Here is a 13,234-nt window from a genome sequence, read left to right as displayed (position 1 = left end):
GATGGGGAGGCTTCACGTTTGTTTCACGCACAGCCGGGCAAGATGCCTGCATACCCCAATGACAGGAGCATGAAATGAACAAAGCAAAGGCAATCGCCCTGGTGGCACTGATGTCCGTCTCTTCCTTCGCCATGGCGGCCTACACCGGTCCCAAGGAGCAGAACAAGGTCTCGGTCGCCCAGTTGAAAGACGTGGCCGATGACCAGTGGGTGACCCTGGAAGGCAAGCTGGTCAAGCATCTTGGCGGTGAAAACTACATGTTCCGAGATGACAGCGGCGAAGTGGAAGTGGAAGTGGACGGGGATGTGTGGCGCGGCACCGAAGTGGGTCCGGACGATCTGATCCGCGTGCGCGGCGAGGTGGACCACAGCTGGAACAAGACCGAGGTCGAGGTGGAGCACCTGGAGAAGGTGGGGGCGGCTCCCCAGAGCAAGGGCGGCTTTATCGCCAAGTGAGGGACAAACAGTCAGCAGCAAGAGGGGCGCTATCAGCGCCCCTCTTTCTTTGGACGTCGTCAGCCGGCCCGACTGGCGACGGTTCGCTTGAACCCCTTCTCGGCCTGGTTGACCTTGTAGAGGTAGCGGCGCGCCTCCGCCTTGGGATGCTGCTCGGTCAGCACCTGATAGACTGCCTCGGGGGAGAGCCGGTTGATCATGTCCGGGGCGGCCTTGCGGTTGCTGGAGAAGGTGTTGAGCACCCCGCCTGCACCGCCGTTGTAGGCGGAGATCACCGCATAGCGGCGGGACTGGGGATCCTGGATGTCCGCCAGATAGACGGTTTGCAGCAGGTGCAGATAGGCGGTCCCCACGTCGATGTTGTAGGCCGGGTTGAACAGATCTTCCCGGGTCGGCTGTCCGTTCTTCCCCTTGACCCGCACATAGACATCCCGCCCGGCGGTGGCCGGTATCACCTGCATCAGGCCATAGGCGTTCGCATGGCTGACCGCATAGGGGTTGAAGCTGCTCTCCGTCTTGATCACCGCATAGATCAGGCTCTCGGCGACCCCATACTTGCGGGAGGCGTCACGGATGATGCTGGCGTACTTGTAACCCCGCCTGTCCTCGTGGTTCGCCACCATGGGGATGTCGATGAAGAAGATGTTGCGGATCCCCAGGGTGCGCTTCTTCATCGCCGTGTCGAGCAGGTAGTCGGCATAGCGCTCCGCGCGCCAGCTGGAGCGGATCGGCTGCCCCTGGTTGTCCAGCACCTGGCCATAGAGGAAGGGCTCGCCCCCGGGCATGATCTCCCTGTCCGAATAGAGATCCACTTCCGCCGGATCGTCCGGGGTCAGCAGGGTCTCGATGATGGCACGGCGCAGGTGGGCACGGGGGTCTAGGCCGGAGACCGTCTCCACCATGATGCGACCACCCGAGAAGTCGATGTGGGCCCGGCTCTTGTACTGATCCGTGTACTTGACGTAGTCGAACTTGCCGGCGAACAGCGCCTCGCGCCCCCATATCTCGTTCACGTTGTGGGAGAGCGCACTGATCATGTGTTCAAAGCCGCGCACGTCCTTGCCGTTGACCAGATCATCATCGTCGCTCCCGCCGTTCTGGGGAGAGGATGAGCAGGCAGAGAGAAACAGCAGGGCGCACAGCAGCCCAAAAAATCGACCCATAAGATCCTCAAACCGGGCGGTGGGGCCGCCCGTCACTGATTGGCTCGAGCCAGGAGAGGTGCCACCGTTTGGCGCTCTCTCGGCTTACTGGCTGGGCGGGGTATAGCCGTCGATCTGGACTTCACCCGCGTCAAACAGATAGCTGACCATCTCTTTTTCCAGCAACTGGCGGTGCTCGAGGTTCATCATGTTCAGCTTCTTCTCGTTGATCAGCATCACCTGCTTCTTCTGCCACTCGGTCCAGGCTTCCTTGCTGATGTTGTCGAAGATCCGCTTGCCGAGTTCACCGGGGTAGAGTTGGAAATCGAGACCCGGCGCCTCTTTTTTCAGGCGCAGGCAGAATACGGTACGGCTCATGTTGACCTCTGTGGTTGCAAGTCGGGGTGTAAGTCCGGGTAGGCGAGCAGGCGGGCCGTGGCCGCCGCCAATCCCACCTCGGCAGGATGGCGTAAGTTATACCAGAGTCGGGAATCCGCTTCCATGAGCATGGGGGGCGGCGGCGCAGCCATTTCGATCAGCAAAGGGCGGATATCGAGGTGGAAGTGACTGAAAGTGTGGCGAAATCCAGCGAGCTCCCGATAGTCGGTGCCATCCAGCCCCAAGCCTTGCAGGCGCCCAGCCACCTCGGCGAGGGATTCCACCTGGGGGAAGCAGTAGAGCCCGCCCCAGATCCCCTGGGGGGGGCGCTTCTCCAGCAGCAGCTGATCCCCCTGGCGGATGATCAGCATGATGCCGCTGCGGGCCGGGATGCTCTTCTTCGGCTTGCTGTGGGGATAGGCGGTGGGGTTGCCCTGCGACAGCCCCTGGCAATCGTCCCGCACCGGGCAGCGCTCGCAGGCGGGCTTGCTGCGGGTGCAGACGGTGGCTCCCATGTCCATCATGGCCTGGTTGTACTGGGCCACCCCGACCCTGGGGGTGAGGCGGGTCGCCAGCTCCCACAGATCGTTCTCCACCTGTTTCTGACCGGGCCAGCCCGCCAGCGCCAGCCAGCGGGTGAGTACCCGCTTCACGTTGCCGTCCAGGATGGCGTGGGGCTGGCCCAGGGAGAGGGAGAGCACGGCCCCGGCGGTGGAGCGACCGATGCCGGGCAACGCCATCACCTCCTCCAGCCGCTCCGGGAACAGGCCGCCGTGCAGATCGCGGATCTGCACGGCCGCCTTGTGCAGGTTGCGGGCGCGGGCGTAGTAGCCAAGCCCGGTCCAGTGGTGCAGCACCTCGTCGATGGGGGCATCCGCCAGCGCCAGCACATCGGGGAAGCGGGCCATAAAGCGCTGATAATACGGGATAACCGTGGCGACCTGGGTCTGTTGCAGCATGATCTCGGAGATCCAGACCCGGTAGGGGGTCTTGTCCTGCTGCCAGGGCAGGGTCTTGCGGCCGTGGATCTGGTACCAGTCCAGAATGCGGCCGGCGAAGGTGGTGTCGTTCGAGTTGCTCACATTGTGCTCATATTATGGATGAAAAAGGGGAGCTCTCGGGCTCCCTCTGAATGGACAGTGGCGGGTGATCGGCCGGTTCGGCCGGACTAACCGCGCCAGTCCTGCAGCGCCTTGAGACTGGCGTACTGGCCGCCGACCTGCAGGACGATGTAATCCTGGGCGATGGCCGCCAGCAGTACGCCCGGGGCTATCTCGTTCCCCTCTCGCCACTCCCGTCCGTTGAGTACCACGGCCCGCTTGGCCGGGTCGGAGGAGTAGTTGTGGGCGCCGTAGGTCATCTGCGGTACCTGCTGCTGCAAGGCTGAGGGCAGGGCGCTGAGGGGAATGGCGCTGGTCTGGACCTGGGCCTGCGGCGCCGTCTCTTCCACCAGCGGGGTGTTGTTGAGGGCGGCCATCAGGCGTTCGGCCAGGCTCTCGCCCTGGCTGGCGGTGGCGGTCGCCGGCGTCGCCGCGGTGGGCCTGGGGGCGACCACGGGCTCCGGCAGCGGCGGGGGCAACGGGCGGGTGATCATGGGCCTGGGTTCGACCCGCACGAAGGGCGGCGTCACCACCTCCTTGATCTCGACCTGCTGCTCTATGGGTTTGAGGTGATAGAGGTGCCAGCCATAGTTGGCACCCGCCCCCATCACCAGGGCAAGGGGGGCCAGCAGCCACCAGATCCAGCGGCGTCCGGGCTCCTCTTCCTGGCCCATGGGCAGGCCCATGAGCGGCATGTGGGGGGTGAACTGGGTTTGATCGGCCCGGCGCAGGGCCTTGAGCAGGGTAGACATCAGGAGGCCTCCTCAACCATGGGTTCCATGTCGTCGTCCGCCACGCTGTCGAGGTCGACCGGGGTATTGGCGCGCAGGGATTCATCCTCCAGCCTGGGCATGGGCTCCCCGGCCATCACGTTCAGGCGCAGCAGGGTATTGCTGCCGGCGATGCCGTCCGGGGTCAGCCCCTGCTCGCGCTGGAACTGCTGCAACTTGTTCTTGAGGGTGGCGTCGAAGCGGCTCACCTTGCGATCCGGCTGTTGCAGGGCTCGGCTCAGGGCGTTGTCCAGCCACTGGATCTGGGCCGGCGCGGCATTGCTGCCGATCAGGGTCAGATTGCCCCTGGGCATGCGCCAGAGCAGGGTGTAGCTGCCCCCCCAGGCGTCGGAGAGCCACTGTCTGTCCACCTGCCAGCTCTGGTTGCCGATGAGCAGGGAGGCCTTGTCCGCCCCCAGACCCACCAGGGTGGCGTAATAGAGGCCGCCCGTCTCGTCGGTCAGGCTGATAAGGGCCGGGTATTGCAGGGCCTGCAGCTGGGCCAGGGAGGCGTCCCCTTCCTGGCAGCGCAGGCCGGCGCGGGGGGCATTGTCGCAGGTCGCCTCCTCCAGCTCGGTCTGGTAGCCCCAGACCCTGTAGAGGTTCTGCATAGCCACGTCGGGTGAGATCGCCTGATTGATGGCGCGGGTCAGCTGCTCCAGCTGCTCCGGCGTGTCATCCACCTTGACCGGCACCTCCACCTTGACCAGGGGGCGGGCGGGGAAGACACCGAAGAACTGCCAGCCCCACCAGCCGGCGGCGACCAGCAGGGCGCCCGCCAGGGTCACGGTGAGGCTGGACTGCCAGCTCCCCTCGTCGCGAATGCCGCTCACCTCGAAGGCGGACTGGCTGATGTCGCCGTGCACTATCTTGTGGCTGCCGCGGGCGAAGGCGGCGATCAGGGCACGGTCGCAGATGAGGTTGATGAGGCGCGGAATGCCGCCGGAGAGGCGATGTAGGGTCTGGATGGCCCTGGGGGTGAAGATGGGCTGGACGCAGCCGGCCACCTGCAGCCGGAAGCGCACGTAGGCGTCCACGTCCTGGCAGGAGAGCGGCAGCAGGTGATAGCGGGCCGTGATGCGCTGGGCCAGCTGGCGCAGCAGCGGCTGGCGCAGCATCTGCTGCAGCTCGGGCTGGCCGATGAGCACCACCTGCAGCAGCTTCTTCTCGTCGGTCTCCAGGTTGGTGAGCAGTCGCAACTGCTCCAGCACGCCGGGCAGCAGATGCTGGGCTTCATCCACCAGTACGACGCTGCGCTTGCCCGCCGCCAGGTTGACCAGCAGATGGTCGCGAATGAGATCGAACAGCTGCTTGAGACTGGCTTCCTGCTCGTAAACGAGCTGGTATTCGTCGCAGATGGCCGCCAGCAGATCCCGCTCGGTCAGGGAGGGGTTGAGGATGTAGGCGATCTCGGTGTCGGCGGGCAACTGCTGCAGCAGGCAGCGGGAGACAGTGGTCTTGCCCGTGCCCACTTCTCCGGTGAGCAGCACGAAGCCCCCCCCGTCCTGCAACCCGTAGTTGAGATGGGCGAGGGCCTCTCCGTGGCGTTCGCTCATGTAGAGGTATTTGGGGTTGGGCGAGATGGAGAACGGGGGCTCCGACAGACCGAAGAACTGTGTGTACATAAGGATCCATTCCATTGTTATGGCGGCAGGTTAAAGCCTCCCCAGAGGGAAGTCAAAGACCCGGGCTCCATAAGAGGGGCTGGCTCGAACGGCGAGGGCCATTGTGCCCGGATGATGATGATCATGGACCATAACCTGAGGGCCCACCCCGGATTGGTGGAGGGGGCGTCATCGTCTCTGGCGGCCAAAAGCGGTATCATCGGGGCAGGTTTATCGAAGGAGAGTGCGCGTGCAGATTTATCTGGTCGGGGGGGCGGTCCGGGATCGCCTGTTGGGATTGCCGCAGGGAGACAGGGATCACCTGGTGGTCGGTGCTACCGTGCAGCAGATGCTGGCGCTGGGGTTCACCCAGGTTGGCCGCGACTTCCCGGTGTTTCTCCACCCCAGCACCCATCAGGAGTACGCCCTGGCGCGTACCGAGCGCAAGCAGGGGCGGGGCTATACCGGCTTCGTCTGTCACGCGGATCCCGAGGTGACGCTCGAGCAGGACTTGCTGCGCCGGGATCTCACCATCAACGCCATCGCCGAAGACGAGGGTGGGCAACTGCACGATCCCTATGGCGGCCTCGAGGACCTTGAGCGTCGCTTGCTGCGCCACGTCTCCCCGGCCTTTGCCGAGGATCCCCTGCGCATCCTGCGGGTGGCGCGCTTCGCGGCCCGCTTCCACGGCCAGGGCTTCGTGGTGGCCCCGGAGACGCTGGGGCTGATGAGGGAGATGACCGACGCCGGCGAGCTCGCCCACCTGACCCCGGAGCGGGTCTGGAAGGAGCTGGAGAAGGTGCTGCTGGGGCCGACCCCCCAGGTCTTCTTCGAGGTGCTGCGTGAATGTGGAGCCCTCAAGGCGCTCTTCCCCGAGCTGGAGGCCCTGTTCGGGGTGCCGGCCCCCGCCAGGTGGCATCCGGAGATCGACACCGGCATCCACACCATGATGGTGCTGGCACAGGCGTGCCGCCTCTCCCCCGAGCTGACCGTGCGTTTCGCCGCCCTGTGCCACGACTTCGGCAAGGGACTGACCCCGCCGGCGTTCTGGCCGAGCCACCACGGCCACGGACAGAAGGGGCTGCCGCTCATTCGCGACTTCTGCGAGCGCTTCCGGGTACCGAACGAGTGCCGTGATCTGGCCCTGCTGGTGAGCGATCTGCACACCCACATCCACATCGCCTTCGAGCTCAAGCCGGCGACCCTGCTGAAGGTGTTCGACAAGGCCGATGCCTGGCGCAGACCGGAGCGTTTCGCCCAGTTGCTGGATGCCTGCCGCGCCGACTTCCACGGTCGCACCGGTTTCGAGGAGAAGGTCTACAGCCAGCCGGACTACGTGGCCCAGGCGCTGGAGGCGGCCACGGCGGTGCCGGTGAAGGAGATAGTGGCGGCGGGCTTCAAGGGGGAGGCGATCCGCGAGCAGCTCGGCAAGCGACGGCTCGACGCCATCAGCCGGGTGCGCGACGAGTGGACCTTCATCGAAGAATAAGTGTCTGTGTCGGGGCGGTTGGCGCAGCGTCATCGACCGTTTGAGGCAAAAGAGAAGCGTAAAAAAGCCCGAGTCACTGACTCGGGCTTTTTGCTGTCGCCGGGAGGCGATTAGGAGAAGCAGGCCTGCAGCACATAGAAGATGGCGATGGCCAGGATGGCGCCGGCGGGCAGGGTGATCACCCAGGAGATCACGATATTGCGCAGCACACCCAGGTTCAGGGCGGCGATGCCGCGGGCCAGGCCTACCCCCATCACGGCACCCACCAGGGTCTGGGTGGTGGAGATGGGCAGGCCGGTCCCCGACGCGATCACTACGGTGGCTGCGGTGGCCAGCTGGGCGGCGAAGCCGCGGCTCGGGGTCAGGTGGGTGATGCCGGTGCCGACGGTCGCCATCACCTTCTCGCCCATGGTGGCCAGACCGATGACGATGCCTATGCCGCCAAGGGGCAGGATCCACCAGGCGATGTGGCTGTTGCCGCTGATCTGGCCGGCGCTTTCCACGGTGGAGACCACGGCGGAGAGCGGACCTATGGCGTTGGCCACGTCGTTGGAGCCGTGGGCGAAGGCCATGGCGCAGGCGGTGATCACCATCAGGATGCCGAATACCTTCTCCACGTTGGCGAAGTGCATCTTGTTGTCATCCTGCGGGTTGTATTTCTGGCCGCGAATGTAGAACCAGCCGCCGATGGAGAGGGCCACCGAGATGGCGACGGAGAGCAGGATCCCCTCGCCATCGCTCAGGTGCAGGCCGACGTGGGTCAGACCCTTCTTGATGGTCACCAGGCAGATCACCAGCGCGGTCAGGAACATGTAGAAGGGAACATAGCGCTTGGCGTTGGCGAGCGGGTTGTCGGTGTTGAAGATGAGCTTCTGCACGCTGATGAACATGAAGTAGGCGATGATGCCGGAGATGGCCGGGGTGACCACCCAGGAGCCGACGATGCCGCCAAACTTGCTCCACTGCACCGCTTCCGGACCTATGCTCACCACCCCGAAGCCGACGATGGCGCCGATGATGGAGTGGGTGGTGGAGACGGGCCAGCCGAAGTAGGAGGCCAGGATCAGCCAGGCTCCCGCCGCCAGCAGGGAGGCTATCATGCCGAGCACCAGCAGATCCGGGGTATCGGCGAAGGCGCTGGTGTCTATGATGCCGTTGCGGATGGTGGCGGTCACTTCACCACCGGCCAGGTAGGCGCCGGCGAACTCGAAGATCATGGCGATGATGATCGCCTGGCGTATGGTCAGGGATTTGGTGCCGACCGATGTGCCCATGGCGTTGGCGACGTCGTTCGCACCAATGCCCCAGGCCATCAAAAAGCCGAACAAGGCCGCCACGAGCACCAGGGTGGTGCCGTAATTCGCGATAATGTCCATTCAGTGTTTACCCAGTCAGTCGATTACGAACGAGCCAGCATCAGTTCCAGGCGGGCGCCAACGCGCTCGGCCTGATCTGCCAGGTCACCTACCCATTCGAGGATCTTGTAGAGGAACATAACGTCGATCGGATTGTACTTGTGCTCAACGGCTTGCAGCTGTTGGCGCAGCCCGATCTGCATGGTGTCAGTATCGTCCTCGATGAGATCCAGCTGGTGGATCATCTCGGCAACCATTTCAACTTCACGTCCTTTAAAGCCGGTTTCGAGCAGCTCATCGAGTTCTTTGATGGCTTTCTCGGCCTGGGCGGTCGCATCGATACAGCGTTTGAGATAGGCCATGAAATCGGCACGCATCTCGGTGGGGAATTCCATCTTGCGGCCAAGCATGCGGCCGGAAATATCCTTGGCACGGTTGGCAATCTTGTCCTGCTGGGTCAACAGCTCCAGCAGATCGGTACGGGCGACCGGCAGGAACAGGCCGCGGGGGAGTTTCAGGCGAATTTCGCGCTTGAGAATGTCCGCTTCTTTTTCCAGCTGGGCGATCTGTTGCCGGATTTTCTCGGCATCTTCCCAGCGCTCTTCGGCAACGGCATCAAAGAAGGGAATGAGCTGTTCGCAGCACACGTGAACCTTGACGATATGCTTCTGCAGCGGCTTGATGGGGGACTTGGCAAAAAGACCCAAAATAGTATTTACTGGCATGGCCAAACCTGTGTCGGTGAAAAAACACTCGATACGATTTTATGAGGGGCGCATGGTAACCGAACTGTGCCATCAATAAAACCGTGAATTAATCCTGAATCTATCGCTGGCATTATATCCCCGCGATCCGGATCATGCCCCCCAAAGTTGCCTGCCCGCCCGGAATGACTATGCAAACTGAGATCGAGATAAAGTTTTTCATCACCAGCAATATTCAAGATTCTCTCTCCAACTTTCTGAATTCGCTTGAAATTATCTCCTCCGATCAGGCAAGGCTCGGCAATGTCTATTTCGACACCCCCGCTCTGGATCTGCGCCGCCTCGACATGGGGTTGCGCATCCGCCGCAGCGACCATTTCTCCGAGCAGACCATCAAATGCCGGGGTCAGGCGGTGGGAGGGCTGCACGCCAGGCCCGAGTACAATGCCCCGATCGAGGGTGAGTTGCCGACCCTGGCGACCTTCCCCGAAGAGATCTGGCCGAGCCTGGCCGTGCGCGACGAGATCCAGTCCCGGCTGGTGGCCCAGTTCAGCACCGACTTTCTGCGCCGCCACTGGCTGATCGCATTCGAGAGCGCCGGAGAGCGTGCCGAGATCGAGCTGGCCTGGGATCGGGGGGAGATTGTCGGCGCTCTGGGACGCACCGGGATCGACGAGCTCGAGCTGGAGATCAAGTCCGGCGAGGCCGGCGCCCTGTTCGCCCTGGCGGCGAGGCTGGCGACGCTGGGCGGGCTCAGGTTGGGGGCCCAGTCCAAGGCGCAGCGCGGCTACCGGCTGGCGGGGCTCGGCAAGCCGCTGACCGTGCAGCCCTTGCCAGATGTCGGGGGTCGGACGCAGCAGGAGCGCATCGGCCTTGGCCTGCAACACTGGCAGCACCATGAGCAGCTCTGGCTTGAGAGTGGCGATGATGACGAGCGGCAACGGGCGCTGCACGCCCTGTTGGAAGGGGGGGCCCTGGTGGCCGAGGCCGCCGGCGCCCTGACCCCGGCTCCGTCCTGGTTGCCCGGGTTCCTGGTACAGCAGCGCCTGCTGGTGGCGGCGGGGGAGGCGGGGTCACTTCGCGCCCTGCTTCATGATGCCGGTATGGTGGGTCTGCAACTGGCCATCGCGGCCTGGCTGCATCAGGAGGCCTGAGCCGGCATGGCGGCAGACAAGACGGATAAAAAAGGTGAGCCTGGGCTCACCTTTTTTATGGCGTCCGATGGAGGCGATCAGTTCACCACGGCCACGTTGATGCTGCCATTGCCCTGGGTCATGCGAACCCGGGCGCCGGGTACGAAGGTGGGGCTGGCTTTTTGCACCACCACGATGGACTCGCCGTTCTCTTTCTTGATCTCGAGCTCGACGCCATCGACCTGGTTGAGCTTGTCACCGGCCGCCTTGCCGGCGGCGGCACCGGCGATGGCACCGCCGGCGGCGGCGATGTCGCTGCCACGGCCACCGCCTATGGTGCTGCCGAGCAGGCCGCCGACCACGGCGCCGCCTATGGTGCCGAGCACCGAGTTCTCATCGGCCTGGATCTTGACCGGGCGGGTGGAGACTATGGTGCCGTAGCTGACGGTCTGTACCTGCTTGGCGCGATCCTTGGTGTAGACATCGCCGGAGTAGACGTCGCTGTTGGCGCAGCCCGTGAGGGCTGTGGTGGCGGCCAGCAGGGTGACGAGAGCAATGCGTTTCAACATGATGGGCCTCCTGGGCAGGCATAGGTTTAATCGGGTGATGGATTCCACTTTACGCCAACCAGATTGCTCGTCAAACCTGCAAAATGTAACCATTTATGAGGGGTATGGTGCACCACCCCCCGAACGGGTCAGCCCAGGGTCTTCTCCAGCAGCAGGCGATCCTCACCCGGGCCGAAGTAGCCCGCCTCCTCGGCCAGCAAGGAATAACCGAGCCGCAGGTAGAGGCGCTGGGCCGGATTGGCCGGATCCACGGTCAGCCTGATCCGGGCGACTCGCAGAGTCGCCAGCCCCTGCTCTACCCGCCGCATCATGCGTTCTGCCAGACCGAAGCCGCGCGCCTCGGGGCGCACCGCCAGGGAGAGCAGCCAGCCCTGCGACCGATCCTGACCGAGTCCCCCGAGGGCATAGCCCAGCAGCCTGCCTTCCCGCTCCGCCACGACCAGTAGATCGGGCCACAAATCCATGGCCTGACGGAAGAAGAAGGGGGGATAGACATCCTCACCGAAGATGTCGGCGTCGAGCCGTCCTATGGCGTGCATGTCGGCGTGGGTGGCAATGCGCAAAACGGGGGGAGGCTGCATCCGGGCTCCTGGCATAAGGTCTCTGCCGCCGGGCGGCGGCACAAAAAGGGCACAGGGTAGAAGGGTGACCGGCTTGATGCAAGGGGTTGCCCCGGCCGACGGCGGGCAAAAAAACAGGGCCCGCAGGCCCTGTGTCATCAGAGGAGGCTGGTCGCCTGCTCCAGCCAGGCGAGATCCTCGCCGTCCAGCAGCGGGCTAAGACGACGATAGACCTCGGCATGGTATTCGTTGATCCAGCGGAATTCCGCCGGGCTCAGCAGGCTGCGATCGATGAGGCGGGTATCGAACGGTACATAGGTCAGCCGCTCGAAGCCGAGCATCGGCAGCTCGCCCCGCGCCTCCTGCTCTGTCACCACCACTAGGTTCTCGCAGCGGATGCCGAACCCGTTTTCCCGGTAGTAACCCGGCTCGTTGGAGAGCACCATGCCCGGTTGCAGCGCCACCAGGCTGCCCTTGGGGGCGATGCGCTGGGGGCCTTCGTGCACGCTCAGGAAGTGACCGACCCCGTGGCCGGTGCCGTGGTCATAGTTGTAGCCGGCCTGCCACAGGGGCATGCGGGCCAGCACGTCGAGCTGGATGCCGGCGGTGCCGCGGGGGAAGCGGGCCTGATCCAGCGCGATGTGACCCTGCAGCACCCGGGTGAACATGGCCTTGTGCTCATCGCTCACTTCACCCACCTTCACGGTACGGGTGATGTCGGTGGTGCCATCCAGATACTGGGCGCCGGAGTCCACCAGATAGATGCTGTCCTGGCCGAAGGCGCGCGGCACGCCGTTGGTGTGGCGGTAGTGGCACATGGCGGCGTTGGGGCCGAGCGCCGAGATGGTGTCGAAGCTCGGCTCGACGTAGTGCTCCTGCTCGTGGCGGAAGGCTTCCAGCCGGTCGGCCAGAGTGCCTTCATCCACCCCCTCGAAGGAGCCGCTGGCGACCAGCCGGTCCAGCCAGGCGAGGAAACGGGTGACGGCGACGCCGTCGCGCAGGTGGGCGGCGCGCATGCCGGCCAGCTCCACTTCGTTCTTGCACGCCTTGGGCAGCATGGTCGGGTCCTGACCGGCCACCAGGATGGCGCCCGCCTCTTCCATGACGAGCTGGGTCCAGGCGTTGGCGGTGTTGGGGTCGGCCAGCACCTTCTGCTGATCCTCGCCGATGCGTTGCAGCACGTCACCCAGCTTGTCGATGGGGTAGACGGAGACATCCTGGCCCACGTGCTGGCTGAAGGCGAAGCAGTCGATCTTGTCGGTGTCGACGAAGAAATCCATGCTGGTGTTGGCGTAGAGCACCGCAAAACCCAGCACGACCGGCAGCCGCTCCACGTCACGGCCGCGCAGGTTGAGCAGCCAGTTGATGGGCTCGGCCTGGGTCAGCAGCACCGCATCCAGTCCGCGCTTGCGCAGATCGCTGGCCAGCATCTCGCGCTTGGCCTGGCTGGACTGGCCCGCCAGCGCTTCGCTGTAGAGGATGACCGGGCTCTTGGCCGGGGTCGGGCGATCGACCCAGTGCAGATCGATGGGGTTCTCGTCCACCCGCACCAGCGCGATGCCGCGATCCGCCAACACGGCCCTGGCGTTCTGGTACCAGGCCAGGCTGTGCAGGCGGGCGTCGAAACCGACCCGGGCGCCGGCAGGCAGCTGCTCCGCCAGCCACTGCACGTGGGGAGCTTCCACCAGATGGAGAAATTCGAACAGCTCGGCCGGCGCCTGCATGCGTGCCTGCACCGTATAACGACCGTCGATGAACAGGGCCGCCCGCTGCGCCATGATGATGGCGAGACCGGCGGAGCCGTTGAAACCCGTGATCCAGTCCAGCCGCTCGGCATGGGCGGGAATGTACTCCCCCAGGTGCTCGTCGTCGTGGGGAACGATGAAGGCGTCCAGTTCCAACGTGGCCAGTGTGGCCCTGACCTGGGCGACGCGGGTTTCAATAATCTCGAAATGATTCATGTCGTTATTGCCAG

13 protein-coding genes are annotated in these 13,234 nt (G+C 64.4%); 3 read left to right on the top strand and 10 right to left on the bottom strand.

The annotated features are described in order from the left end of the window. Positions 1-74: 74 nt before the first annotated feature. Positions 75-455 (top strand): YgiW/YdeI family stress tolerance OB fold protein, encoded by a 381-nt coding sequence (locus BN1132_RS06015; protein WP_042075944.1) that lies wholly within the window; start codon positions 75-77, stop codon positions 453-455. A 59-nt stretch (positions 456-514) separates the two neighbouring features. On the opposite strand, the gene mltC is transcribed toward BN1132_RS06015, so the two are convergent. The 5 genes from mltC to BN1132_RS05990 all read right to left on the bottom strand — a co-directional run bounded on the left by mltC (position 515) and on the right by BN1132_RS05990 (position 5,470). Continuing rightward, positions 515-1,618 (bottom strand): membrane-bound lytic murein transglycosylase MltC, encoded by a 1,104-nt coding sequence (gene mltC / locus BN1132_RS06010; RefSeq protein WP_042075942.1) that lies wholly within the window; start codon positions 1,616-1,618, stop codon positions 515-517. Positions 1,619-1,702: 84 nt separating this feature from the next. Then, positions 1,703-1,975, bottom strand: coding sequence for an oxidative damage protection protein (locus tag BN1132_RS06005; protein ID WP_010675742.1), 273 nt, complete (start codon positions 1,973-1,975; stop codon positions 1,703-1,705). Then, positions 1,972-3,057 (bottom strand): A/G-specific adenine glycosylase, encoded by a 1,086-nt coding sequence (gene mutY / locus BN1132_RS06000; RefSeq protein WP_042075940.1) that lies wholly within the window; start codon positions 3,055-3,057, stop codon positions 1,972-1,974. The genes BN1132_RS06005 and mutY overlap by 4 nt, the downstream gene beginning before the upstream one ends. Positions 3,058-3,143: 86 nt before the next feature. Next, the gene (exeB, locus tag BN1132_RS05995) at positions 3,144-3,827 is read right to left on the bottom strand and encodes a GspB family T2SS assembly factor variant ExeB (RefSeq protein ID WP_042075938.1); all 684 of its coding nucleotides are present in this window, start codon (positions 3,825-3,827) and stop codon (positions 3,144-3,146) included. Continuing rightward, positions 3,827-5,470: an ExeA family protein gene (locus BN1132_RS05990; RefSeq protein ID WP_042075936.1), complete on the bottom strand. Its 1,644-nt coding sequence runs from the start codon at positions 5,468-5,470 to the stop codon at positions 3,827-3,829. The genes exeB and BN1132_RS05990 overlap by 1 nt, the downstream gene beginning before the upstream one ends. Positions 5,471-5,699: 229 nt before the next feature. Here BN1132_RS05990 and BN1132_RS05985 point away from each other — a divergent pair, with 229 nt between their 5' ends. Beyond that, complete coding sequence (locus tag BN1132_RS05985) at positions 5,700-6,938, top strand: multifunctional CCA addition/repair protein (protein WP_042075934.1); 1,239 nt, start codon at positions 5,700-5,702, stop codon at positions 6,936-6,938. 110 nt (positions 6,939-7,048) lie between these two features. Here BN1132_RS05985 and BN1132_RS05980 read toward each other — a convergent pair whose 3' ends face one another. Beyond that, a complete protein-coding gene (locus BN1132_RS05980) occupies positions 7,049-8,314 on the bottom strand; it encodes an inorganic phosphate transporter (RefSeq protein WP_042075931.1) in 1,266 nt (421 codons plus the stop codon). A 23-nt stretch (positions 8,315-8,337) separates the two neighbouring features. Next, the gene (locus BN1132_RS05975; RefSeq protein WP_042075928.1) at positions 8,338-9,018 is read right to left on the bottom strand and encodes a TIGR00153 family protein; all 681 of its coding nucleotides are present in this window, start codon (positions 9,016-9,018) and stop codon (positions 8,338-8,340) included. Positions 9,019-9,188: 170 nt separating this feature from the next. Between BN1132_RS05975 and BN1132_RS05970 the strand changes: the two genes are divergently transcribed. Continuing rightward, the gene (locus tag BN1132_RS05970; RefSeq protein ID WP_042075926.1) at positions 9,189-10,151 is read left to right on the top strand and encodes a CYTH domain-containing protein; all 963 of its coding nucleotides are present in this window, start codon (positions 9,189-9,191) and stop codon (positions 10,149-10,151) included. A gap of 77 nt (positions 10,152-10,228) precedes the next feature. Here the strand turns inward: BN1132_RS05970 and BN1132_RS05965 are convergent, their stop codons facing one another. The 3 genes from BN1132_RS05965 to BN1132_RS05955 all read right to left on the bottom strand — a co-directional run bounded on the left by BN1132_RS05965 (position 10,229) and on the right by BN1132_RS05955 (position 13,220). After that, positions 10,229-10,699 carry an outer membrane lipoprotein gene (locus BN1132_RS05965; RefSeq protein WP_042075925.1) on the bottom strand — a complete coding sequence of 157 codons (471 nt, stop codon included), beginning with the start codon at positions 10,697-10,699 and terminating at the stop codon, positions 10,229-10,231. A gap of 128 nt (positions 10,700-10,827) precedes the next feature. Next, positions 10,828-11,280, bottom strand: coding sequence for a GNAT family N-acetyltransferase (locus tag BN1132_RS05960; protein ID WP_042075923.1), 453 nt, complete (start codon positions 11,278-11,280; stop codon positions 10,828-10,830). A 137-nt stretch (positions 11,281-11,417) separates the two neighbouring features. Then, complete coding sequence (locus BN1132_RS05955; protein WP_042075920.1) at positions 11,418-13,220, bottom strand: aminopeptidase P family protein; 1,803 nt, start codon at positions 13,218-13,220, stop codon at positions 11,418-11,420. Between the last annotated feature and the right edge of the window lie 14 nt (positions 13,221-13,234).

Source organism: Aeromonas sanarellii, from assembly GCF_000820085.1.
GTDB classification, from domain to species: Bacteria; Pseudomonadota; Gammaproteobacteria; order Enterobacterales; family Aeromonadaceae; genus Aeromonas; species Aeromonas sanarellii.
This window is presented reverse-complemented; position numbering and strand designations above follow the sequence as displayed.

What these genes read in the sequence shown, in the direction of transcription:
- BN1132_RS05955 (WP_042075920.1), bottom strand. Translation starts at nt 13,220, where the DNA reads ATGAATCATTTCGAGATTATTGAAACCCGCGTCGCCCAGGTCAGGGCC.
- BN1132_RS05980 (WP_042075931.1), bottom strand. Translation starts at nt 8,314, where the DNA reads ATGGACATTATCGCGAATTACGGCACCACCCTGGTGCTCGTGGCGGCC.
- mltC (WP_042075942.1), bottom strand. Translation starts at nt 1,618, where the DNA reads ATGGGTCGATTTTTTGGGCTGCTGTGCGCCCTGCTGTTTCTCTCTGCC.
- exeB (WP_042075938.1), bottom strand. Translation starts at nt 3,827, where the DNA reads ATGTCTACCCTGCTCAAGGCCCTGCGCCGGGCCGATCAAACCCAGTTC.
- BN1132_RS05970 (WP_042075926.1), top strand. Translation starts at nt 9,189, where the DNA reads ATGCAAACTGAGATCGAGATAAAGTTTTTCATCACCAGCAATATTCAA.
- BN1132_RS06005 (WP_010675742.1), bottom strand. Translation starts at nt 1,975, where the DNA reads ATGAGCCGTACCGTATTCTGCCTGCGCCTGAAAAAAGAGGCGCCGGGT.
- BN1132_RS05960 (WP_042075923.1), bottom strand. Translation starts at nt 11,280, where the DNA reads ATGCAGCCTCCCCCCGTTTTGCGCATTGCCACCCACGCCGACATGCAC.
- BN1132_RS05990 (WP_042075936.1), bottom strand. Translation starts at nt 5,470, where the DNA reads ATGTACACACAGTTCTTCGGTCTGTCGGAGCCCCCGTTCTCCATCTCG.
- BN1132_RS05965 (WP_042075925.1), bottom strand. Translation starts at nt 10,699, where the DNA reads ATGTTGAAACGCATTGCTCTCGTCACCCTGCTGGCCGCCACCACAGCC.
- BN1132_RS05975 (WP_042075928.1), bottom strand. Translation starts at nt 9,018, where the DNA reads ATGCCAGTAAATACTATTTTGGGTCTTTTTGCCAAGTCCCCCATCAAG.
- BN1132_RS06015 (WP_042075944.1), top strand. Translation starts at nt 75, where the DNA reads ATGAACAAAGCAAAGGCAATCGCCCTGGTGGCACTGATGTCCGTCTCT.